Annotated in this window: 16 protein-coding genes; 7 read left to right on the top strand and 9 right to left on the bottom strand. The window is 62.4% G+C overall.

The genetic code is table 11. The annotated features are described in order from the left end of the window. Positions 1-5 precede the first annotated feature (5 nt). From xylB to CQ002_RS19695, 8 genes are all read right to left on the bottom strand, one after another. Positions 6-1,487, bottom strand: a complete 1,482-nt coding sequence (gene xylB / locus CQ002_RS19655; RefSeq protein ID WP_069023296.1) for a xylulokinase — start codon at positions 1,485-1,487, stop codon at positions 6-8. Positions 1,488-1,618: 131 nt separating this feature from the next. Beyond that, complete coding sequence (locus CQ002_RS19660; protein ID WP_105162092.1) at positions 1,619-3,100, bottom strand: mannitol dehydrogenase family protein; 1,482 nt, start codon at positions 3,098-3,100, stop codon at positions 1,619-1,621. A 16-nt stretch (positions 3,101-3,116) separates the two neighbouring features. Continuing rightward, positions 3,117-4,220, bottom strand: coding sequence for an ABC transporter ATP-binding protein (locus tag CQ002_RS19665; RefSeq protein ID WP_034104718.1), 1,104 nt, complete (start codon positions 4,218-4,220; stop codon positions 3,117-3,119). 39 nt (positions 4,221-4,259) lie between these two features. Beyond that, entirely contained in the window at positions 4,260-5,090 is an 831-nt protein-coding gene (locus CQ002_RS19670; RefSeq protein WP_012723930.1) for a carbohydrate ABC transporter permease, read from the bottom strand. Between the two features lie 10 nt (positions 5,091-5,100). Next, complete coding sequence (locus CQ002_RS19675) at positions 5,101-5,991, bottom strand: carbohydrate ABC transporter permease (RefSeq protein ID WP_034104722.1); 891 nt, start codon at positions 5,989-5,991, stop codon at positions 5,101-5,103. 166 nt (positions 5,992-6,157) lie between these two features. After that, positions 6,158-7,441 (bottom strand): sugar ABC transporter substrate-binding protein, encoded by a 1,284-nt coding sequence (locus tag CQ002_RS19685; protein ID WP_371919465.1) that lies wholly within the window; start codon positions 7,439-7,441, stop codon positions 6,158-6,160. Positions 7,442-7,800: 359 nt separating this feature from the next. Next, entirely contained in the window at positions 7,801-8,706 is a 906-nt protein-coding gene (locus CQ002_RS19690) for an AraC family transcriptional regulator (protein WP_034104726.1), read from the bottom strand. 72 nt (positions 8,707-8,778) lie between these two features. Continuing rightward, entirely contained in the window at positions 8,779-10,068 is a 1,290-nt protein-coding gene (locus CQ002_RS19695) for a glycosyltransferase (RefSeq protein WP_105162093.1), read from the bottom strand. 158 nt (positions 10,069-10,226) lie between these two features. On the opposite strand from CQ002_RS19695, the gene tpx reads away from it, so the two are divergent. The 7 genes from tpx (at position 10,227) to CQ002_RS19730 (ending at position 23,109) form a co-directional block, all read left to right on the top strand. Beyond that, complete coding sequence (tpx, locus tag CQ002_RS19700) at positions 10,227-10,727, top strand: thiol peroxidase (RefSeq protein WP_034104730.1); 501 nt, start codon at positions 10,227-10,229, stop codon at positions 10,725-10,727. Between the two features lie 231 nt (positions 10,728-10,958). After that, positions 10,959-12,263 carry an MdtA/MuxA family multidrug efflux RND transporter periplasmic adaptor subunit gene (locus tag CQ002_RS19705; RefSeq protein WP_034104732.1) on the top strand — a complete coding sequence of 435 codons (1,305 nt, stop codon included), beginning with the start codon at positions 10,959-10,961 and terminating at the stop codon, positions 12,261-12,263. Continuing rightward, positions 12,260-15,361 carry an MdtB/MuxB family multidrug efflux RND transporter permease subunit gene (locus CQ002_RS19710; protein ID WP_105162094.1) on the top strand — a complete coding sequence of 1,034 codons (3,102 nt, stop codon included), beginning with the start codon at positions 12,260-12,262 and terminating at the stop codon, positions 15,359-15,361. Before CQ002_RS19705 ends, CQ002_RS19710 begins: the two co-directional genes overlap by 4 nt. Continuing rightward, complete coding sequence (locus CQ002_RS19715) at positions 15,358-18,465, top strand: efflux RND transporter permease subunit (protein WP_069023286.1); 3,108 nt, start codon at positions 15,358-15,360, stop codon at positions 18,463-18,465. Before CQ002_RS19710 ends, CQ002_RS19715 begins: the two co-directional genes overlap by 4 nt. Next, complete coding sequence (locus CQ002_RS19720) at positions 18,462-19,931, top strand: efflux transporter outer membrane subunit (RefSeq protein ID WP_034104738.1); 1,470 nt, start codon at positions 18,462-18,464, stop codon at positions 19,929-19,931. The genes CQ002_RS19715 and CQ002_RS19720 overlap by 4 nt, the downstream gene beginning before the upstream one ends. Positions 19,932-20,211: 280 nt before the next feature. Further along, on the top strand, positions 20,212-22,308 hold the full coding sequence (locus CQ002_RS19725) for a bifunctional diguanylate cyclase/phosphodiesterase (RefSeq protein ID WP_105162095.1): 2,097 nt from the start codon (positions 20,212-20,214) through the stop codon (positions 22,306-22,308). A 54-nt stretch (positions 22,309-22,362) separates the two neighbouring features. Further along, the gene (locus tag CQ002_RS19730) at positions 22,363-23,109 is read left to right on the top strand and encodes an SDR family oxidoreductase (RefSeq protein ID WP_105162096.1); all 747 of its coding nucleotides are present in this window, start codon (positions 22,363-22,365) and stop codon (positions 23,107-23,109) included. 30 nt (positions 23,110-23,139) lie between these two features. Here CQ002_RS19730 and mapR read toward each other — a convergent pair whose 3' ends face one another. Then, on the bottom strand, positions 23,140-24,549 hold the full coding sequence (gene mapR / locus CQ002_RS19735; protein WP_098467668.1) for a GntR family transcriptional regulator MpaR: 1,410 nt from the start codon (positions 24,547-24,549) through the stop codon (positions 23,140-23,142). Between the last annotated feature and the right edge of the window lie 60 nt (positions 24,550-24,609).

Here is a 24,609-nt window from a genome sequence, read left to right on the forward strand (position 1 = left end):
CGCTCTTAAAGGGTTGCCACGTGCTGTTGATAGCGCTCGTAAGCCTGTTGATAGGCGCTGACGCTGGCTGCCACCGGCAGCGTACGGCTGGCGGGGTCGACGCTCACGCATTTGTCGCACAGGCTGGCCAGGGATTCGCCGGACTGGCTCCAGGCCGCCTGGATGGCCGCGCCCAAGGCTGCGGCTTCGCTTTGTTCGGTGCAGATCACTTCGGTGTTCATGATATCGGCAACCATCTGCCGCCACACCGGGCTTTTCGAACCCCCGCCGATCAAACGGATGCTCTGGCTTTGCAGGCCGGTCTGGCGCAGCAGGTCGAGGCCATAGCGCAGGCCGAAGGTGGTGCCTTCGACCACGGCGCGGCACAGGTTGGCGCGGGTCAGGTTGGTCATGGTCAGGCCGTGCAGGCTGCCGGTGGCGTGGGGCAGGGCGGGCACGCGCTCGCCGTTGAGGAACGGCAGCATGCTCACACCGTCGGCCCCGATGGGGGCGTGCTCGACCAGGGTATTGAACGCGGCCAGGTCGAGGTCGAACAGCTCGCGGATCACCCCGGTGGCGTTGGTCAGGTTCATGGTGCAAATCAATGGCAGCCAACCGCCGCTGGACGAACAGAAGGTGGCGACCGAGGCTTGCGGGCTGACGTTGGGCTGGTCGGCAAACGCATACACGGTGCCCGACGAGCCCAGGCTCATGGTGATCACGCCCGGAGCTATGTTCCCGGTGCCAATGGCGCCCATCATGTTGTCGCCGCCGCCACTGGAGACGATGGCGTTGGGGTTGATGCCCAGGCGTTCGGCGATGGCAGGCAGGACGGTGCCAACGGCTTGATCAGCCTCTATCAACTGCGGCAAGGCGTGTTCTAGGCGACCGCTCGGGTCGATGTGCCTGAGCAGTGCCACATCCCACTCACGGCTGCGCACGTTGAAATAGCCGGTGCCCGAAGCATCGCCGTACTCGGCGACGGCGCGACCGGTAAGCCAATAGTTGAGGTAGTCGTGGGGCAGCAGGATATGCGCGATACGCGCGAAGATGTCCGGGTGTTGTTCGCGGGTCCATAGCAGCTTGGACACGGTGTAGCCCGGCGCAATGGCGACGCCCAGGCGCTCCAGCGAGCCGTTCTCGCCGCCCAGGTACGCCAGCAGGCGGTCGTTCTCTGGCGCGGTTTCGGTGTCGCACCACAACTTGGCCGGGCGCAGTACGTGGCCTTGGTCATCGAGCAATACCAGGCCGTGCTGTTGCCCGGACACGCCGATACCGAGGATGTCCTGGCCATCCACGCCGGCCTGTTGCAGGGCGCGGTGGGTGGCTTCGGTAAAGGCGTCCAGCCATTCCTGGGTGTGCTGCTCGCGCCGTCCGTTGGCGCCGCTGATCAGTGTGTGGGCTGCGGCGCCGAGGCCGAGTACCTGGCCGCTGGACGCGTCGAGGACAATGGCCTTGGTGCCTTGGGTACCGCAGTCGATGCCGAGAAACAGGTTTTGCTGGGTCATGAGGATTTGCTCAGCATTATTGTTGGATTGAAATGCGGTCATGGTGGGCGCTGGCTTGCCTGCGATAGTGGATCAGTCAGCCATGAAGTGACTGACAGACCGTCATCGCAGGCAAGCCAGCGCCCACCGGGTCAAGCCGGTTTCTTCAAGAGATTTTGCAGGGTTTGTGTCACGCCCTTGTCGCGCAAACTCACGAAACACCGCTCGAACGCTGCCACAAACGCAGGGGAGTTGGGAATAGCCGTGCCAAAAATCTCCTCCACCCCCAGCAAGCGTTTACTGATCAACCCATCATCACTCACCAGCCCCTGGCAAAACGCTGCACGCGGATCGGGAATCTTGTAGCTCACCCCCTGCTCATCCACGCCCTTGAGGTACAACGCCCAGGCCGCCACCACCAGCGCTGCGCGCTCAGTCTCGCGTCCATCGGCAATCAGGCGATTGATGGTCGGCACGGTGAACTTGGGAAACTTCGACGAACCATCCGAGCACACCCGCTCCAGCTGATCGGCAATTGCCTGGTTGGAGAAGCGGTCCACCAGCGTCTGCTTGTACTCGGTCAAATCGATGCCCGGCACCGGCGCCAGGTTCGGCGTGACGTCCAGGTCCATGTAGGCGCGCATGTAGGCCACGAACACCGGGTCATTCATGGTCTCGTGCACAAACCGATAACCCTTGAGAAACCCCAGGTAGGTCAGCGCCAGGTGGCTGCCGTTGAGCAGGCCGATCTTCATTTCTTCATAAGGCGTGACGTCATCGGTGAACTGCACGCCGACCTTTTCCCAGGCCGGGCGACCGTTGACGAATTTGTCTTCCAGCACCCACTGCACGAAAGGTTCGCACACCACCGGCCAGGCATCGTCAACGCCGTGATCGTCGTGCAATTGCAGGCGGTGCGCGGTGCTGGTCATCGGTGTAATGCGGTCGACCATGGCATTCGGGAAGCTCACGTTGGCCTTGATCCAGTCGTGCAGTTCGGCATTGTGCAGGGCCGCGAACGCCAGCAGCGCCTTGCGCGTCACGGCGCCGTTGTGCGGCAGGTTATCGCAGGACATCACGGTGAACGCCGGGGTGCCGGCAGCGCGGCGTTTGGTCAGGGCGGCGCAGATGAAGCCGAACACGGTTCTGGGCGCCGTCGGGTGGGCCAGGTCGTGCTGAATCTGCGGCAGGTGCGCCATGAATTCGCCGTTGCTGTCGTCGATGCAGTAGCCGCCTTCGGTGATGGTCAACGAGACGATGCGAATCTGCGGGCTGGCGAGTTTATCGATCAATGCCTGGGCGCCGTCTTCGGCCAACAGCATGTCGCTGATCGAGCCGATCACGCGCACTTCGGTGTCGTCGGTGTCGCCCAGTTCATACAGGGTGAACAGGTAGTCCTGGCCGGCCAGGTCATCGCGGGCCTTGCGGTCCTCGGCACGCAGGCCGACGCCGCAGATGCTCCAGTCCAGGCCTTCCCCCGTGTTCATCAACGCATCGGTGTAATACGCCTGGTGCGCACGGTGAAAACCACCGACACCGATATGGGCGATGCCCTGGCGGGTATCGGCAATGGCATAGGCCGGGATTTTCACGTCCGGCGCCAATTGAGTGAGGTTCTGTTTATTCAGTTTCATCACGAGTCTCGCGAAATCAGGCGGCGGCGCGCAGTGGGCGGGCCACGGCTACACCGTCGGTGTCGAACAGATGGCAGTGCGCCGGGTCCAGGTGCAGGTGCAGCGTCTCGCCGTACTGGCTGGCCATGTCGCCGCGAATCCGCATGGTCAGCGGCTCGCCGTTGGCGGTGATGACGTGGCAGAACGTGTCGCTGCCCAGGCGTTCGCCGACATCGGCAGTGACGGTCAGGGTGGTTTGGCCGGGGGCGGCGATTTCAAGGTGTTCCGGGCGAATGCCGAGTGTGACGGCGCTGCCGACGCTCAGCGTGGCGCCGCTCAGGGGCAGGCTGATGGTGGTGCCGGCGTCCAGCTGCACCTCGCAACCCTGGCTCTCGACACGGGTGACCTTGCCCTTGAGGAAGCCCATTTTCGGCGTTCCCAGGAAGCCCGCCACAAACAGGTTGGCGGGTTGGTGATACAGCTCCAGTGGCGAGCCGACCTGCTCGATACGGCCGCTGTTCAGCACCACGACTTTGTCGGCCAGGGTCATGGCTTCAACCTGGTCGTGGGTCACGTAGATCATGGTCGCTTGCAACTCTTTATGCAGGCGTGCCAGCTCCAGGCGCATCTGCACGCGCAGGGCGGCGTCGAGGTTGGACAGCGGTTCGTCGAACAGGAAGATCTTCGGGTTACGCACAATCGCGCGGCCGATGGCTACACGCTGACGCTGGCCGCCGGACAATTGCTTGGGCTTGCGCTCCAGCAACGGCCCCAGCTCAAGGATGCGCGCCGCTTCGCTGACCTTGCTGTCCACCAGCTTCTTGTCGACGCCGGCCAGGTCCAGGGCAAACGACATGTTCTTGCGCACACTCATGTGCGGGTACAGCGCGTAGGTCTGGAACACCATCGCCAGGTCACGCTTGGCCGGGGTCACTTCGGTGATGTCACGGCCGTCCAGTTCGATGGTGCCTTCCGTCACTTCTTCCAAACCGGCGATCAGGCGCAGCAGGGTGGATTTACCGCACCCTGACGGGCCGACGAACACCACGAACTCCTTGTCGTTCACTTCCAGGTCGATGCCCTTGATGATGGAAAAGCCTTCGAAGCCTTTTTGCAGATTCTTGATTTTCAGGTTGGCCATGGGATGGGCCTCCGCGTTGAATTTTTTATTGAAAGGCCGTTATTTCACGGCGCCGAAGGACAAACCGCGCACCAGCTGCTTCTGGCTGATCCAGCCGAAGATCAGGATCGGCGCGCAGGCCAGCGTCGAGACGGCGGACAATTTGGCCCAGAACAACCCTTCGGGGCTGGAGTAGGAGGCGATCAATGCGGTCAACGGCGCAGCGGTCGATGAGGTCAGGTTCAGCGACCAGAACGCTTCGTTCCAGCACAGGATCAGCGACAGCAGCACGGTGGACGCCAGGCCGCCCTTGGCAATCGGCAGCAGCACGCGGACCATTTCCTGCCACAGGGTGGCGCCATCCAGGCGGGCGGCTTCGAGGATGTCCTTGGGAATGTCCTTGAAGTAGGTGTAAACCATCCAGACCACAATCGGCAGGTTGATCAGGGTGTAGATGATGATCAACGCAATGCGCGTATCCAGCAGGCCAAAGCTCTTGGCCAGCAGGTAGATCGGCATCAGCACGCCCACCGGTGGCAGCATCTTGGTGGACAGCATCCACAGCAGCGTGCCTTTGGTGCGCTGGGTTTCGTAGAACGCCATGGAGTAGGCGGCCGGTACCGAGATCAGCAGGCAAAGGGCGGTGGCGCTGAACGAGATCAACACCGAGTTCCACGCATAACTGAAGTAGTTGCTGCGCTCGTTGATGTGCAGGTAGTTCTCCAGCGTCGGGGTGAAGATGAACTGCGGTGGCGTGGCGAACGCGTCGATTTCGGTCTTGAAGCTGGTCAGCACCATCCAGAAAATCGGGAAGAAAATCAGGATCGCGATGGCCCAGGCCAGGGTGCCGAGCAACAGGCTTTGCAGGCGGCGGGATTGTTGGAGCGTCATGGCGCGGCCCTCAAGGCTTGTCAGTCAGGTTTTTGCCGATCATCCGCACCAGGATGATCGCCGCGATATTGGCGATGACCACGGCAATCAAGCCGCCCGCCGAGGCCATGCCCACGTCGAACTGCACCAGCGCCTGGTTGTAGATCAGGTAGGCGAGGTTGGTGGACGCATAGCCGGGGCCACCGTTGGTGGTGGTGAAGATTTCGGCGAACACCGAGAGCAGGAAGATGGTTTCGATCATCACCACCACCGCAATCGGGCGGGCCAGGTGGGGCAGGGTCAGGTGCCAGAAGATCGCGATGGCCCCGGCACCGTCCAGGCGCGCGGCTTCCTTTTGTTCCTGGTCGAGGGACTGCATGGCGGTCATCAGCAGCAGGATCGCGAACGGCAACCACTGCCACGACACAATGATGATGATCGACAGCAACGGATAGTGTGCGAGCCAGTCCACCGGCTCGGCGCCGAACAGCTTCCACACGGCGGCGAGAATCCCCGACACCGGGTGGAAAATCAGGTTCTTCCAGATCAGCGCGCCGACCGTGGGCATGATGAAGAACGGCGAGATCAACAACACCCGCACCAGGCCACGGCCGAAGAACTCACTGGCTTCGAGCAGGGCGCTGATCAACACGCCGAACACTACGCTGATCAACAGCACGCTGCCGACCAGCAACAGGGTATTGGTGGCGCCGGGCAGGAAGCCTGAGTCGGTGATGAAATAGGTGAAGTTCTCCAGGCCCACGAATTGGTTTTCGCCGGGGTAGAGCAGGTTGTAGCGGATCAGCGAAAAGTACAGGGTCATGCCCAGCGGCACGATCATCCACAGCAGCAGCAAGGCCACCGAGGGGCTGACGAGGAACCAGCCGGGGTTGGCCAGGCGGTTTTTGGGTGTTGTATTCATTAGGATCAAGACCAGTCGGGTGCATGCGGAACTAGAATCGGAGCGTGGTCAATGTGGGCGCTGGCGTGCCTGCGATAGCATCACAACGGTCTGGCTGACAGACCGAGTCGCCTGCATCGCAGGCGAGCCAGCTCCCACACAAAGCATTTACCGCGGTGTACCCCTTTTATTTGGGATAACCCGCCCGCTTCATTTCACGCTCGGTGGTGGTCTGGGCGGCGGTCAGTGCAGCATCCACCGTCTGCTGGCCGGTCAGTGCGCCCGAGAAGAACTTGCCGACCTGGGTACCAATCGCCTGAAATTCAGGAATGGTGACCAACTGGATACCGATATAAGGCACCGGCTTGAGGGTCGGTTTGGTCGGGTCCGCGACTTTCAGCGATTCGAGGGTCACTTTGGCGAACGGTGCCGCCTTCATGTATTCGTCGCTGTAGGTGGATTTGCGTGTGCCTGGCGGTACGTTGGCAATACCGTCGGTCTTGGCCACCAGCTCGCCATATTCCTTGGACGTTGCCCAACTGGTGAACACCTTGGCGGCATCCTTGGCCTTGGAACTGGTCGGAATGGCCAGGCTCCAGGAGTACAGCCACGAAGTGCCCTTGTCGGTCTTCTCGTGGGGGGCAAAAGTGAAGCCGACATGGTCAGCCACTTTGCTCTGGGTCTTGTCGGTCACGAACGAGCCGGCCACGCTGGCGTCCACCCAGATGGCGCACTTGCCGCTGTTGAACAGCGCCAGATTTTCGTTGAAGCCGTTGCTGGAAGCGCCCGGAGGGCCAGACTTCTTCATGTTGTCGACGTAGAAGGTCAGCGCGTCCTTCCATTCAGGCCCGTTGAATTCAGGTTGCCACTTTTCATCGAACCAGCGTGCACCGTAGCCGTTGGCCAGGGTGGTGATCAGTGCCATATTCTCACCCCAACCGGCTTTGCCGCGCAGGCACAGGCCGTACTGCTCTTTGGTCTTGTCAGTGAGTTTGGCCGCGAATTCGCCGATCTGGCTCCAGGTCGGGTGCTCGGGCATGGTCAGCCCGGCGTCCTTGAACAGGTCGGTGCGGTAATAGGTGATCGAGCTTTCGGCGTAGAACGGCAGGGCGTACAGCGAACCCTTGACGGACAGACCGTCACGCACTGAAGGGAATACATCGTCGAGGTCGTAGGACGCCGGCAGGTCCTTCATAGGCTCCAGCCAGCCCTTGGCGCCCCAGAGTGCAGCTTCGTACATGCCAATGGTCAACACATCGAACTGCCCGCCCTGAGTGGCGATGTCGGTGGTCAGGCGCTGGCGCAGCACGTTTTCTTCGAGTACCACCCAGTTGAGCTTGATGTCCGGATGCTCGGTCTCGAAGGTTTTCGAGAGCTTTTGCATGCGGATCATGTCGCTGTTGTTGACGGTGGCAATGGTCAGGGTCTGCGCGCCAAAGCTGACGGCGCTGAGGGTCATGCAGGTGGTCATGCAGGTAGAAACAAGCAGTGCTTTTGCTGTGAACTTCATCGCGCACTCCATTTCCGCGCCCAGGGGGCTACAGAAGGACAGTTATTGTTGTTGTGTCTTCCTACAGTCGTCAGGAAGAGTGTGCGTTGATTACAGCCTTCAAATGGGCTGATGACAAATCCTTGGGCGCACTTGGACTGATACTTTTTTGCACTGGAGTGAGGGGGGCTGAAACGATTTATTTGGGTGGGTTGGAATTAAGTGTGTGCCTGGCTTGCCGGCGATGCCATCGACACGGTGTATCAAGCGACCCGAGGTGCATGCCGGCAATGCGGCGCTCCGATGAGCCAGCGGCCACGAAAAACAACATTGCGCTCACATCAGGCCAGGTTCTGTTCGGTCAGCCGCTGCACCGCCAGGCGCCGGTAGTGGGAAGGGGTCATGCCCTTCAACTGCTGGAAACGCCGGTTGAAGTTGGAGATATTGTTGAACCCAGACTCGAAGCACACATCCGTCACGGCCTTGTCGCCATCGGCCAGCAGCTCGCAGGATTTGCTGATGCGCAGGCGATTGACGAACTCGATAAAAGTGCGCCCGGTGGCCTGCTTGAACACGCGGGAAAAATAGGTCGGCTTCATGCCCAGGTATTCCGCCACTTCTTCCAGGGACAGTTCCCGCGCGTAATGCGCAAAGATGTAGTCCACCGCGCGGTTGGTGCGGTCGATGCTGTGCTCATCGGCCAGTTGCGGCGTGGTCACGCCGGACAGCAGTTGGTAGTCCTCACAGGCGCTCAGCACTTCCAGCAGGATAAAGAAGTGCCCCAACCGTGCCATCCCCTGGGCGTCCTCGATGCGTTGCATCAAGGTCATGGCCTGGGCAATGGTCTTTTTGCAGCGGAACTCGATGCCGTATTGCGCACGCTCGAGCAACGGGGCCAGGGTCCTGAGTTCGGCGAAGATGTGGCTGCCATGCTCGAACAACTCATCGGTGAAGTTCACCAGCATGTCGCGCTTGGGCACTACCTCGTCTTCCTCCACCTGGCTGATCCAGTTGTGGGGCAGGTTGGGGCCGGTGAGGAACAGGCTTTCCGGGTAGAAGTTGCCGATATAGTCGCCAATGAAGACCTTGCCGGAGCTGGCGACGATCAGGTGCAACTCGTACTCCTTGTGGAAGTGCCAGCGCACCAGCGGGCAGGGGAAACCGTGCTGGCGATAGATGATGGACAGGCCGTTATGGTCGTCCATCAGTTCGTAGGATGGGTCGGTGACACGCGTTGCTCGGGTCATGCTGCCGTCGCTTTATTGTGGTTGCTGTTTAGGATAATGCCCCCTCACGCGCCACCTCGCCAGCGCCGCTGTTTAGACGTTGCGGTTTTTTGCCTCGATCCACTGGGACATGTACTGCGTACTCTTGTGGGCGTGGTGGCGCAGCATGCTGCCGGTGAAGTTGTCCCGGCGATGGGCCGTCAGGTGGCTGCGACACTGCTCCAGGCACGCCACCAGCGCCGGGCCGTGGACATGCTGGGCATAGCGGCGGGCAAGCAGTTGGCGTCCGTCTTCCTGGGCCTGGGTCCAGCGCTCGCGGTCCTGGTAGAGCGCCACGGCCGCCGCCGTCAGGGCCGGTGCGCTGCGTTCGATCATGCCCGGCCACGGCTGTTCATCACCCATGGCCTCGGCGCCGATGGGCGTGGTGATGTTCGGTGTGCCGCAGAGCATCGCATCCGCCAGCTTGCCCTTGATGCCCGCGCCGAATCGCAGGGGCGCCAGGCAGATACGCGCGGCGCTCATCACCTGCAAGGCATCTTCGGCCCAATTCATCACATGAAAACCCTGCGCCGGGTTATGCAAGGCCGTGGCTTTGGGCGGGGTGTAGGCGCCATAGAGGTGCAGCTGCGCGCCCGGCAATTGCTGGCGGATCAGCGGCCACAGGCTGTTTTTCATCCAGAGCACCGCATCCCAGTTGGGCGCGTGGCGGAAGTTACCGATGCTGAGAAAGTGCGCACGGGCTTCAAACGGTGTGAACGGCGCGGTCGGCGGTTCGAGCATCAGCGGGCACCAGTGGAGCAGGGCGGCCGGCACCTTGAAGTGCTCGGTGAGCAGGCGGATTTCCACGTCGGAGATCATCAGGCTGATATCGCAGCGGTAAATGGCCGCGATTTCGCGCTTGGCCAGGTCGGTTTCGGCCATCAGGCGGAATTCCTCCTGCAACGCCGGCGAAAACAACGCGCTGAAGTCGTCGCTGTCGGGGTGCGCCTTCAGGTGGTCCTTGAGGCGCTGGTGACGTGCGTCGCGCAGGCTTTGCAGGTCGGAGGTTTCCAGTACGCGCAGGGCGTCAGGGCAGCATTTTTCTACGCGCCAGCCGAACTGTTCTTCCATCATGAAACGGTCGAACAGCACGATATCCGGTGCCAACTCGCGGATAAAGTCATCGAAACTGCTGTTATTGAGTGCGATAGCGCATTCCGCGACGCCCAACGCAAGCAAGTCGGCCTTGTGCTCGCCGAGGGTCGCAGGGCTGCTGAAGGTGATGTCCCAACCTTGTGCAAGAAAACTGTCGAGGATTTGCATCATATGTCCGCCTGCAGCCGAGGAGCGGGGCTCCGGCCAGACATAACCAATGACCAGGACTTTGGTGGCAGGCTGATTCATCAACAACAGGTTCCTTGAAGGGCAGAGCGCAGGGCGCGCAATTAAACCATAACCGGCGACATGACAATTTATGCCTGGCGGTAGGTAGCCATCGCACTTTGTGGTTAACTTCCGCTTCTCGAATTCGTTTTATCAAACCCAGCATAAGGATTCTGTTCATGGCTCAAGTCACCCACCGTGGCAACCCGATCCAGGTTGAAGGCGATCTGCCGCAAGTCGGCACCCAGGCTCCTGAGTTCACCCTGACCGCCGGCGATCTGTCGGATGCAACCCTGGCGACCTTCGCCGGCAAGCGCAAAGTGCTGAATATCTTCCCAAGCGTCGACACCCCGACCTGCGCCACCTCGGTCCGCAAGTTCAACGCCCAGGCCAACGACCTGAACAACGCCGTTGTCCTGTGCATCTCCACCGACCTGCCATTTGCCCAGGCACGCTTCTGCGGCGCTGAAGGCCTGGAAAACGTGAAGAACCTGTCGGACTTCCGCAGCGCGGCGTTTGCCGTCGACTACGGCGTGGCCATCGCCGAAGGCCCGCTCAAAGGCCTGACCGCTCGTGCCGTTGTCGTCCTGGACGAAAACGACAACGTGCTGCACAGCGAACTGGTCAGCGAAATCGGCCAGGAGCCGAACTACGAAGCAGCCCTGGCTGTTTTGAAGTAACTGTTTCGGTACGTTACTGTCGTTTTGCAGTAACACGCTTGATGCATGATTGCGGCCTGGCCTAGTCCAGGCCGTTTTTATTTGTCGGTCAGCGGCTTAGCGAAATAGCCCATGAACTAAGGTCAGAAGTTAAAAGTTGTAAGCCCAAGGTAAATAGCCGGTAAAGGCGCTTTTCTTAATGCGCCCCAGTGCTTATCTTTCAGCCTCCCAAAGAAGAAGCTCTCGCGCCCAATGGTTGATCAATCCATGCAATCCTCCCCCCGTAAGTCCCGCCGCTGGCTGTTCGGCCTGCTGGTGCTACTGGTTATCGCCGGCCTGTGCTGGAAGTTCTGGCCCGGCAGCCACAAGGATGGCACCGAGCAGAAGCCCGCCGGGCATGCCGGCAAGTCGGGGATGATGCGCCCAGGCTTTGGTGGCTCCACCGGCCCGGTGCCGGTGCGCGTGGCCCCGGCGGTGCTCGGGGAATTCCCGGTGTATTACAAGGCGCTGGGCACGGTAACCGCACTCAACACCATCAATGTGCGCAGCCGGGTGGGCGGCGAGCTGGTGAAGATCGCCTTTGAAGAAGGCCAGATGGTCAAGGCCGGCGACCTGCTCGCCGAGATCGACCCGCGCAGTTACCAGAACGCCTTGCTCCAGGCCCAGGGCACGCTGATGCAGAACCAGGCCCAGCTGAAAAACGCGCAGGTCGACGTCCAGCGTTATCGCGACCTGTACGCCCAGGACAGTATCGCCAAGCAGACCCTGGACACCGCCGAAGCGCTGGTCCTGCAATACCAGGGCACGGTCAAGACCAACCAGGGGGCGGTGGACGACGCCAAGCTCAACCTCGAGTTCACCAAGATCCGCGCGCCGATCAGTGGCCGTGTCGGCCTGCGCCAGGTGGACGTGGGCAACCTGGTGGCGGCCAACGACACCACCTTCCTCGCGGTGATCACCCAGACCCAGCCGATCAGCGTGGCCTTCACCCTGCCGGAAAATACCCTGGAAACCGTGCTCGCCCGCTACCACGCCGGCAACAAGCTGCCCGTGGAAGCCTGGGACCGTGGCGACGTGAAGCAACAGGCCACCGGCGTGCTGCAGAGCCTGGACAACCAGATCGACGTCACCACCGGCACCCTGAAATTCAAGGCGCGTTTCGATAACAAGGACCAGGCGCTGTTCCCCAACCAGTTCGTCAATGTGCACTTGCTGGCCGACACCCTGCACAACGTGGTGCTGGCGCCATCGGCGGCGATCCAGTTCGGCAACACCGGCACCTTCGTCTACGTGCTCGACGGTGACAAGAAGGTCAAGGTGCAGCCCCTGGTGGTCGGTGATACCGATGGCGACAACACGGTGATCAAGGAAGGCCTCAAGGCCGGCGACCGCGTGGTGCTGGAAGGCACCGACCGTCTCAAGGATGGCAGCGAGATCGAAGTGGTCAACGACAGCAGCGAAGTGCCGACCACCCCGACCGAACACCTGCAAGGCAAGCCTGCGGCCAAAGGGGAGACCGGCACCACCGCTGGCAAGGCGCAAAAGGTCGGTTCATGAACCTGTCGCGGCTGTTTATCCTTCGCCCGGTCGCCACCACGCTGAGCATGCTGGCCATTGTCTTGGCCGGCATCATCGCGTACCGCTTGCTGCCGGTGTCGGCCTTGCCCCAGGTGGACTACCCGACGATCCGGGTGATGACCCTGTACCCTGGCGCCAGCCCGGATGTGATGACCAGTGCGGTCACCGCGCCGCTGGAGCGCCAGTTCGGGCAAATGCCGGGCCTTACGCAGATGGCGTCGACCAGTTCGGGTGGAGCGTCGGTGCTGACCCTGCGTTTCAACCTCGACATCAATATGGATGTCGCCGAGCAACAGGTGCAGGCCGCGATCAACGCCGCCACCAACCTGTTGCCCAAGGACCTGCCGGCGCCGCCGGTGTACAACAAGGTCAACCCGGCGGACACCCCGGTGCTGACCCTGGCGATCACCTCCAAGACCATGCTGCTGCCCAAACTCAACGACCTGGTCGATACGCGCATGGCGCAGAAGATCGCGCAGATCAGCGGCGTCGGCATGGTCAGCATCGCCGGTGGCCAGCGCCAGGCCGTGCGGATCAAGGTCAACCCCGAGGCCCTGGCGGCCAACGGCCTGAACCTGTCGGACGTGCGCACCCTGATCGCCGCCTCCAACGTCAACCAGCCCAAGGGTAACTTCGACGGCCCCACCCGCGTGTCGATGCTCGACGCTAACGACCAGTTGGTTTCACCCCAGCAATACGCCGAACTGATCCTGGCCTACAACAATGGCGCCCCCCTGCGCCTCAAGGACGTGGCGCAAATCGTCGACGGCGCCGAGAACGAACGCCTCGCCGCCTGGGCCAACGAAAACCAGGCCGTGCTGCTGAATATCCAGCGCCAGCCGGGTGCGAACGTGATCGAAGTGGTCGACCGCATCAAGGCGCTGCTGCCGAGCATCACCGACAACCTGCCGGCCGGCCTCGACGTGACGGTACTCACCGACCGTACACAGACCATCCGCGCGTCGGTCAAAGACGTGCAGCACGAATTGCTCATTGCTATTGCCCTGGTGGTGATGGTGACGTTCCTGTTCCTGCGGCGGGTCAGTGCCACCCTCATTCCCTCGATTGCCGTGCCGCTGTCGCTGGTGGGCACCTTTGGTGTGATGTACCTGGCGGGTTTTTCCATCAACAACCTGACGCTGATGGCCCTGACCATTGCCACCGGCTTCGTGGTGGACGACGCCATCGTGATGCTGGAGAACATCTCCCGCTATATCGAGGAAGGCGAGACCCCGCTGGCCGCCGCGCTCAAGGGCGCCAAGCAGATCGGCTTCACCCTGATTTCCCTGACGCTGTCGCTGATCGCGGTGTTGATCCCGCTGCTGTTCATGGCCGACGTGGTAGGGCGCCTGTTCCGCGAGTTCGCCATCACCCTGGCGGTGGCGATCCTGATTTCCCTGGTGGTGTCCCTGACCCTCACGCCGATGATGTGCGCGCGCTTGCTCAAGCGCGAGCCCAAGGAGCAAGAGCAGAGCCGCTTCTACAAGGCCAGCGGCGCCTGGATCGATTGGCTGATTGCGCGTTACGGGAGCCTGTTGCAGTGGGTGCTCAAGCACCAACCGCTGACGTTGCTGGTGGCCATCGCGACCCTGGGCCTGACCGTATTCCTCTACCTCGTGGTGCCCAAGGGTTTCTTCCCGGTGCAGGACACCGGCGTGATCCAGGGCATTTCCGAAGCGCCACAGTCGATCTCCTTTGCGGCCATGAGCCAGCGCCAGCAACAGTTGGCCAAGATCATCCTGGCCGATCCCGCCGTGGAAAGCCTGTCTTCCTATATTGGTGTGGACGGCGATAACGCGACCCTCAACAGTGGGCGCTTGCTGATCAACCTCAAGGCCCACGGCCAGCGTGACCTGAGCGCCGCCCAGGTGATCACCCGCCTGCAGCCGGAAATCGACAAGCTGGTGGGCATTCGCCTGTTCATGCAGCCGGTGCAGGACCTGACCATCGAAGACCGCGTGAGCCGTACCCAGTACCAGTTCAGCATGTCTTCGCCGGACGTCGACCTGTTGGCGCTGTGGAGCGAAAAACTGGTCCACGCGTTGAGCCAGTTGCCCGAACTCACCGACGTGGCCAGTGACTTGCAGGACAAGGGCCTGCAGGTGTACCTGGTGATCGACCGCGATGCCGCCTCGCGCCTGGGCGTCAGCGTGTCGACCATTACCGACGCGTTGTATGACGCCTTCGGCCAGCGGCAGATTTCCACGATCTACACCCAGGCCAGCCAGTACCGCGTGGTGCTGCAGGCCCAGTCCGGCGAAACCCTGGGGCCGGAGGCGCTGAACCAGATCCATGTGAAGACCACCGACGGCGGCCAGGTGCGCTTGTCCAGCCTGGCTCACGTGGAACAACGCCAGGCCCAGTTGGCGATTGCGCACATCGGCCAGTTCCCGGCGGTGATGATGTCGTTCAACCTGGCCCCCGGCGTTGCGCTGGGCAAAGGCGTGGAGCTGATCAACCAGACCCAGAAAGACATCGGCATGCCGGTGGGCGTACAGACCCAGTTCCAGGGCGCGGCGCAGGCGTTCGAAGCGTCGCTGTCGAGCACTCTGCTGCTGATCCTGGCGGCGGTGGTTACCATGTACATCGTGCTCGGTGTGCTCTACGAGAGCTATATCCACCCGATCACCATCCTCTCGACCTTGCCGTCGGCAGCGGTGGGGGCATTGCTCGCCTTGCTGCTCAGTGGCAACGACCTGGGCATGATCGCGATCATCGGTATCATTCTGCTGATCGGTATCGTCAAGAAAAACGCGATCATGATGATCGACTTCGCCCTCGACGCCGAGCGCAACCAGGGCCTCGACCCGCAGACCGCCATCTACCAGGCGGCGTTATTGCGTTTCCGGCCTATTCTGATGACCACCCTGGCCGCACTGTTCGGCGCGGTGCCGTTGATGCTGGCCACCGGTTCTGGCGCGGAATTGCGCCAACCGCTGGGCCTGGTGATGGTCGGCGGTTTGCTGGTGAGCCAGGTATTGACCCTGTTCACTACGCCGGTGATCTACCTCTACTTCGATCGCCTTGGTCGCCGCTGGCGCAAAGAGCCGCAAAGCCTGGAGCCGGTTGAGTCATGAACCTGTCCGGACCTTTCATCCGCCGGCCGGTCGCGACCATGCTGCTGAGCCTGGCGATCCTGTTGCTCGGCGGTGTCAGCTTCAATCTGCTGCCGGTGTCGCCGCTGCCGCAGATCGACTTCCCGGTGATCGTGGTGTCGGCCAGCTTGCCCGGCGCCAGCCCGGAGGTGATGGCATCTACCGTGGCCACGCCCCTGGAGCGCTCGTTCGGCGCGATTGCCGGCATTACCACCATGAGCAGTTCGTCGAGCCAGGGGTCTACCCGGGTGATCCTCGCGTTCGACTCCGACCGCGATATCAACGGCGCGGCGCGGGAGGTGCAGGCGGCGATCAACGCCTCGCGTAACCTGCTGCCCAGCGGTATGCGCAGCATGCCCACCTACAAGAAGATCAACCCGTCCCAGGCGCCGATCATGGTGCTGTCGTTGACCTCGGACGTGTTGCAGAAGGGCCAGCTGTACGACCTGGCCTCGACCATTCTGTCGCAAAGCCTCTCGCAAGTGCCCGGTGTGGGCGAAGTGCAAATCGGCGGCAGTTCCCTGCCAGCGGTGCGCATCGAGCTGGAGCCCAAGGCCCTCGACCAGTACGGTGTGGCCCTCGACGATGTGCGCAACACCATCGCCAACGCCAACCAGCGCCGGCCCAAAGGCTCCCTGGAAGACAGCCAGCGTAACTGGCAGATCCAGGCCAATGACCAGTTGGAGAAAGCCAAGGACTACGAGCCACTGCTGATTCGCTACCAGAATGGCGCCGCCCTGCGGTTGGGCGACGTCGCCCGGATCAGCGACGGCGTGGAAGACCGTTACAACAGCGGCTTCTTCAACAACGAACCGGCCGTGCTGCTGGTGATCAACCGCCAGTCCGGCGCGAACATCATCGAGACCGTCCGGCAGATCAAGGCCCAGTTGCCGGCGTTGCAGGCGGTGCTGCCGTCCAGCGTCAAGCTGAGCCTGGCCATGGACCGCTCGCCGGTGATCACCGCCACCTTGCACGAAGCCGAGATGACCTTGCTGATCGCGGTGGGGCTGGTGATCCTGGTGGTGTACCTGTTCCTGGGGAATTTCCGTGCTTCGCTGATCCCGACACTGGCGGTGCCGGTGTCGCTGGTGGGCACCTTCGCGGTGATGTACCTGTACGGGTTCTCGCTGAACAACTTTTCGCTGATGGCATTGATCCTGGCCACCGGCCTGGTGGTGGACGATGCCATCGTGGTGCTGGAGAACATTTCCCGGCACATCGACGAAGGTGTACCGCCGATGAAGGCGGCCTACCTGGGCGCCCAGGAGGTCGGCTTTACCTTGCTGTCGATGAACGTATCGCTGGTGGCGGTGTTCCTGTCCATCCTGTTCATGGGCGGGATTGTCACCAACCTGTTTCGCGAGTTCTCCATCACCTTGTCGGCCGCGATCATCGTGTCGCTGATTGTCTCGCTGACCCTGACCCCGATGCTTTGCGCGCGCTGGCTCAAGCCCCATGTCAAAGACCAGATGACCGGCTTGCAGCGCTGGAGCCAGAAGATCAACGACCGTATGGTCGCCGGCTATGCCACCAGCCTGGACTGGGTGTTGCGCCATCGTCGCCTGACCCTGCTCAGCCTCTTGCTGACCATCGGCATGAACGTGGCGCTGTACGTGGTGGTGCCGAAAACCTTCATGCCCCAGCAGGATACCGGCCAATTGATCGGCTTTGTGCGAGGCGATGACGGCCTGTCCTTCAGCGTGATGCAGCCGAAGATGGAAACCTTCCGCAAGGCGGTGCTCAAGGACCCGGCGGTGCTCAGCGTGGCCGGCTTCATCGGCGGCAACAACGGCACCAACAATGCGGTCATGCTGGTGCGCCTCAAGCCCATCAGCGAGCGCAAGGTTTCCGCCCAGGCGGTCATCGAGCGCCTGCGCAAGGACGTACCGCTGGTGCCGGGCGGGCGGTTGTTCCTGATGGCCGACCAGGACCTGCAGTTCGGCGGCAGCCGCGACCAGACCAGCGCACAGTATTCCTACATCCTGCAAAGCGGCGACCTGGCGGCACTGCGCCTGTGGTACCCGAAAGTGGTGGCTGCCTTGCGTGAGCTGCCGGAACTTACTGCTATCGACGCCCGCGAGGGACGGGGCGCGGCGCAGGTTACGCTGGTGGTCGACCGCGACCAGGCCAAGCGCCTGGGCATCGACATGGACATGGTCACGGCGGTGCTCAACAACGCCTACAGCCAGCGGCAGATTTCCACTATCTACGACAGCCTCAACCAGTACCAGGTGGTGATGGAGGTCAACCCCAAATACGCCCAGGACCCGATCACGCTCAACCAGATGCAGGTGATCACCGCCGAGGGTGCACGGGTGCCGTTGTCGACCATTGCCCATTACGAGAACAGCCTGGCAGACGATCGCGTCAGCCACGAAGGTCAGTTTGCCTCGGAAAACATCGCCTTCGACATGTCGCCGGGCGTGACGGTGGAGCAGGGCACGGCCGCCATCGAGCGGGCAATTGCCAAGGTCGGCTTGCCGGAGGACGTGATCGCCAAGATGGCCGGCACGGCCGACGCCTTTGCGGCCACGCAGAAAGGCCAGCCGTTCATGATCCTCGGCGCGCTGGTGGCGGTGTACCTGGTGCTGGGCATTCTCTATGAAAGCTACATCCACCCGCTGACGATCCTCTCGACCCTGCCGTCGGCGGGCGTTGGCGCCATGCTCGCCATCTACCTGACGGGAGGCGAGTTCAGCCTGATCTCCTTGCTGGGCCTGTTCCTGCTGATCGGGGTGGTGAAGAAGAACGCGATCCTGATGATCGACCTGGCCTTGCAACTGGAGCGTAACGACGGCCTGGGCCCGCAGGAGTCGATCCGCAGTGCTTGCCTGCTGCGCTTGCGGCCGATCCTGATGACCACGCTGGCGGCGATCCTCGGTGCGCTGCCCTTGCTGCTGGGCACGGGCGATGGCGCGGAAATGCGTCGTCCCCTGGGCCTGACCATTATCGGCGGCCTGGTGTTCAGCCAGATCCTGACCCTCTACACCACCCCGGTGGTTTACCTTTATCTCGACCGCGCGCGCCATCGCTTCAACGCCTGGCGCGGCGTGCGTACCGATGCTGCCCTGGACACTGCGCTATGACCGATTCAACCTTTGCCCGATTGGCCCTGTTCCGCGGTTCCCGCGTGGCGAGCCTGGTGCTCTGCGGCGCGCTGCTCAGCGCCTGCGCCGTCGGCCCCGACTACCAGCGCCCGGAAGTCGTGGAGCCGGCGCAGTTCAAGGAAGCCCAGGGTTGGCGCCAGGCAACGCCCAGCGATTCACTGGCCCGTGGCGCCTGGTGGGAGTTGTACGGCGACCGCCAGCTCAACGACCTGGTACTGCGCTTGAACTCATCCAACCAGACCGTGGCCCAGGCCGAAGCGCGTTTTCGCCAGGCCCAGGCGCTCGTGCGCAGTTCCCGCGGCGCGTTTTACCCCACCGTCGACCTGAGCGCCGGGAAAACCCGCGCCAGCCAGGGCACCGGCAGCAGCAGCGCCAGCCTCAGCAGTTCCAGCAGCGGCATCCGCGACACCCTCAATGCGCAGTTGGGCGTGAGTTGGGAAGCGGACATCTGGGGCAAGTTGCGCCGGGGCCTCGAAGCCAACGAGGCCAGCGCCGAAGCCAGCTCGGCGGACCTGGCGGCGATGCGCCTGAGCCAACAGTCGGAACTGGTGCAAAGCTACCTGCAACTGCGGGTCATGGATGAACAGACACGCCTGCTGCAAGCCACGCTGGAAACCTATCAGCGTTCCTTGCAAATGACCGAAAACCAGTACCGAGCCGGGGTGTCCGGCAAGGATGCGGTGGCCCAGGCGCAAACCCAACTGAAAACCACCCAGGCCAGCCTGATCGACCTGATCTGGCAGCGCGCCCAACTGGAAAACGCGATTGCCGTGTTGATCGGCGAAGCGCCAGCCAACTTCAACCTGGCGGTGAGCCGGGACATCCCGGCGCTGCCGCAGATTCCAGTGAGCCTGCCCTCGCAACTGCTGGAGCGTCGCCCGGACATCGCATCGGCTGAACGCTCGGTGATCGCCGCCAACGCCAATATTGGCGTGGCCAAGGCCGCCTACTACCCGGATCTGAGCCTGAGCCTGGCCGGTGGCTACTCCAGCAGCACCTACGCCAACTGGATCAGCTTGCCGAACCGCTTCTGGTCGGTGGGGCCGAAGCTGGCCATGACCCTGTTCGATGGTGGCCAGCGGTCGGCGGAAGTCGACCGCACCGTGGCCTCCTATGACGAGACCGTCGCCAAGTACCGCCAGACCGTGCTGGATGGTTTCCGCGAAGTGGAAAACTACATGGTGCAGCTCAAGGTGTTGGAAGACGAGGCAGTGGTCAGCAATGAAGCGCTGGAGGCGGCGCGTGAATCGCTGCGCCTGACCCAGAACCAGTACAAGGCCGGGCTGATTGCCTACTTGGACGTAGTCACCGTGCAAGCCACGGCCTTGAACAACGAGCGCACGGTGCTGACGTTGCTGCAGACGCGCCTGGTCGCCAGTGTGCAACTGATCGCCGCACTGGGCGGTGGCTGGGATGGGCAGACACCGATCGCCGACAAACGGTAAAGCCGAACGCGTTCCAATGTGGGCGCGGGCGTGCCCGCGAATGTGGAGTGTCAGCCACTGACGATGTGACGGACTCACCGCCTTCGCGAGCAAGCACGCTCCCACATTTGGCTGCAACCGACCCTCGGTTTCGAATCGTCCCTGAGCCAGACGATTGGCGTCAAAATGCCACTAATGGCCCTCTGATAATTAATCAACTGCTCAAGAATTATTCTCGCTACAATCGCCCGCTTTGCCATTTGGCACGGGCCTCTCGGGCCCGCTGCGCACGAGAAGTCCCATGCTCATCGGTAGTTATTCACCCTCACTGGTCGTGATCTCGCTGTTTGTCGCGATTCTGGCTTCCTACACCGCGCTGGACCTGTCCGGCCGCATTGCCACGGCCAAGGGCCGCGCTGTCTATGTATGGATAGCCGGTGGCGCCATGGCGATGGGGGTGGGGGTGTGGTCGATGCACTTCATTGGCATGCTGGCGTTGCGTTTGCCGTTTGCCCTGGGCTTCGACCTGGGGATCACGGCGCTGTCGCTGTTGATCGCGGTGCTGTCCAGCGGCTTTGCGTTGTGGCTGGTGAACCAGCCGCGCTTGCCTGCATGGCAGTTGGCGTTCGGCGCATTGATCATGGGCGCAGGCATCGCCAGCATGCATTACACCGGGATGGCCGCGATGCGCATGACGCCGGGTATCGACTACGACCCGACTTTGTTTGGCGCCTCACTGGTGATCGCGGTTGTGGCGTCCGGCGCGGCGCTGTGGATCGCGTTCAATTTGCGACGTAACACGCCTTACGTACGCCTGGCGCGCGGTGGTGCGGCGGTGGTAATGGGGTTTGCCATCGTCGGCATGCATTACACCGGCATGGCGGCGGCGCAGTTTGCCGATGAGAGTTTCTGTGGGGCGGCACTGACCGGCTTGAGCGGCAAGGGCCTGGACAACCTGGTGCTGGTGACCACCCTGGCGGTGTTGGCCATCGCTCTGCTGACGTCGCTGCTCGATGCGCGCCTGGAAGCCCGCACGGCGGTGCTGGCCAACTCCCTGACCCAAGCGAACCAGGAACTGACCCACCTGGCGCTGCACGACATGCTCACCGGGCTGCCCAACCGCACGTTGCTCGCCGACCGCATCCAGCAAGCCATCCAGGCAGTAAAAGAGCAGGGCGGATGCTTTGCGCTGATGTTTATCGACCTGGACGGCTTCAAGCCCGTCAACGACGCGTTTGGCCACCACATGGGGGACCAATTGCTGCGCGAAGTCGGCCTGCGGCTGCGCGAAGATTTGCGCAGCCATGACACCCTGGCACGCATCGGCGGGGATGAATTTGTTTTGCTGGTGCAATTGACCCAGCCGGATGACGCCCTTGGCCTCGCCGAGCGCCAGGTGTTGCTGATCAACCGGGCCTTCCAGGTGGCCGAGCATGAATTGAAGATCTCCGCCAGCGTCGGTATCGCCATGTTCCCGGGCAGCGGCAACACGCCCCAGGAACTGCTGATGAACGCCGACGCCGCGATGTACCACGCCAAGGGCATGGGCAAGAACGGCTACAGCTTCTTTGACGCGTCGATGAACACCAACGCGCGCAAGCAACTGCAGTTGTTGCAGGACCTGCGCAATGCGCTGGAACACGAGCAATTCCGTCTCTACTACCAGCCCAAGTTTGACGCTGTCAGCGGTATTCCGGTGGGGGCCGAAGCGCTGCTGCGCTGGGAGCATCCACAACAGGGCTTGTTGCTGCCGGCGACATTTATCGAGTTGGCGGAAAAGACCGGACTGATCATTCCCATCGGCGAATGGGTGCTCAATGAAGCCTGCCGTCAAATGAGCCTGTGGTACGCCCAGGGGTACGAAGACTGGCGCATTGCCGTGAACCTCTCCGCGTTGCAGTTCTGCCACGCCGGGCTGGTCAAGAGCGTGGCTGTGGCCTTGGAGCGGCATCAGTTGCCGGCCAACAGCCTGACCCTGGAAATCACCGAGACCACTGCCATGAGTGACGCCGATGCCAGCATGACGGTGTTGCAGCAGTTGTCGGACATGGGCGTCGACTTGTCCATCGACGACTTTGGTACCGGCTACTCCAGCCTGATGTACCTCAAGCGCCTGCCCGCCAACGAACTCAAGATTGACCGCGGCTTCGTGCGTGATCTCGAGCACGACAGCGACGATGCAGCGATTGTCTCGGCCATCGTCGCCCTCGGCCAGGCCCTGGGGCTGCGCATCGTCGCCGAAGGCGTGGAAACCGACGTGCAGCAAAATTTCCTCACGCGGTTGGGGTGTAATTCCCTGCAGGGCTACCTGCTCGGTCATCCATTGCCAGCGGAGGGGTTCATGGCAGACATCCAGCGCGCCGAAGACGCGGTAGCGCCTGACAAAAGCCGTGCGTGATGGGTATTCTTGGATCCATCCCTTAACATCAGGCTGAATCAGGAGACCGCACGCATGGACAAAGTCCTCATCATTACCGGGGGCAGTCGCGGAATTGGCGCCGAGACGGCATTGCTGGCCGCTCGCGAGGGCTATCGCATCTGCATCAACTACCAGTCCGACGAGGAGGCGGCCCACCGCGTGCTCGAACAGGTGCGTGCGCTGGGTGCCCAGGCCATTGCCGTGCGTGCGGATGTGAGCATCGAAGATGAGGTGATCGCCCTGTTCGTCCGGGCGGACGCCGAACTCGGCCGTGTCACCGCACTGGTCAATAATGCCGGCACGGTGGGGCATAAATCCCGCGTCGATGAGATGTCTGAGTTTCGCATCCTGAAAGTCATGAAGACCAACGTGCTCGGGCCCATCCTGTGCGCCAAGCACGCTGTGCTGCGCATGTCGCCCCGGCATGGCGGGCAGGGCGGCAGCATCGTCAACGTGTCGTCGGTGGCGGCGCGGTTGGGGTCGCCCGGTGAGTATGTTGACTATGCCGCCTCCAAAGGCGCGCTCGACACGTTCACCCTGGGTTTATCGAAGGAAGTGGCAGGCGAAGGCATTCGCGTCAACGCGGTTCGCCCTGGCTATATCTACACCGATTTCCATGCCCTGAGCGGCGACCCGGACCGCGTCAGCAAGCTCGAATCCGGTATCCCCATGGCCAGGGGCGGGCGCCCGGATGAAGTGGCGGAAGCGATTATCTGGTTGCTGTCGGATAAGGCCTCGTATGCCACCGGCACGTTCCTGGACCTGGGAGGCGGTCGTTGACCGACTGACGCCAGCGCAGGCGACCCTTGTTCAGAACGACCGCACTATCCGCCCCAACGTCTCCATGGCTTTTTCCGACGCTTCGGTCCATGGGCTGCCGTAGTTCAGGCGAATGCAGTTGCGAAAGCGCTGGGTCGCCGAGAAGATCGGCCCCGGCGCAATGCTGATGCCCTGCGCCAGCGCCATTTGGAACAGTTTCAACGAATCCGTTGGTTCCGGCAGTTCCAGCCACAGAAAGTACCCGCCAGCCGGTTGGCTGACGCGCGTCTGCGCCGGGAAATAGCGGGCGATGGCGGCCAGCATGGCGCTTTGCTGTTCCTCCAGGGCATAGCGCAGCTTGCGCAGGTGCCGGTCGTAGCCGCCGTGCTGCAGGTAATCGGCAATGGCTGCCTGGGCCGGCATCGACGGGCATAGCGAGGTCATCAGTTTCAAGCGCTCGACCTTCTGCGCAAAGCGCCCGGCCGCAACCCAGCCCACGCGATAGCCGGGGGCGAGGCTCTTGGCGAAGGAACCGCAATGCATCACCAGGCCTTCGGTGTCGAAGGCCTTGGCCGGTTTGGGGGCCTGTTGCCCGTAGTACAGCTCGGCGTACACATCGTCTTCGATCAGCGGCACCTGATGGCCACGCAGCAGTTCCACCAACGCCTGTTTCTTCGGTTCCGGCAGGGTCGCACCCATGGGGTTCTGGAAGCTGGTCATGGTCCAGCAGGCCTTGATCGGGTAGCGCTCCAGGGCTTGCGCCAGGGCGTTGAGGTCGATGCCATCGCGCGGGTGCACGGGAATTTCCACCGCCTTGAGCTTCAAGCGTTCCAGTACTTGCAGGCACGCATAGAACGCAGGGGCTTCGATGGCCACCAGGTCACCCGGTTCGGTGACCGCTTGCAGGCACAGGTTCAGTGCCTCCAGGGCGCCGTTGGTGATCAGCAGTTCCTCCATGGGCAACATCAGCCCGCCGACCATATAACGCAGGGCAATTTGCCGGCGCAGTTGCGGGTTGCCCGGCGACATGTCGGTGACCACCAGGCGCGGGTCCATTTCGCGGCTGGCGCTGGCCAGGGAGCGGGCCAGGCGCGGCAGCGGGAACAGCATGGGGCTGGGGAACGCCGAGCCGAAGGGCACGGTGTTGGGGTCCTTGATCGAGTCGAGTACCGAGAACACCAGCTCGCTCACATCCACCTCGGTGGACTCGTGCACCTGCTCACTCACCACCGGCTCGGGAAATGGACTGGGCGCATGGGCATTGACGAAGTAGCCGGAGCGCGGCCGCGCGCGGATCAATCCCCGGCGTTCCAGCAGGTAGTAGGCCTGGAACACGGTGGAGGGGCTGACGCCGTACGTTTGGCTGGCATAGCGTACCGACGGCACCCGCTGGCCGGGACCAAGCACACCCGTGCGAATCAGTTCTGCGATGTCGTCGGCAAATTTTTCGTAGCGTTTCATGGCGGCCTTGAACAAATGTTTCAGTGTGTGCAGGGAGTAAACGGTGGGAGCGGGCTTGCC

It is taken from the genome of Pseudomonas sp. MYb13, assembly GCF_002980075.1.
Lineage (GTDB): Bacteria > Pseudomonadota > Gammaproteobacteria > Pseudomonadales > Pseudomonadaceae > Aquipseudomonas > Aquipseudomonas lurida.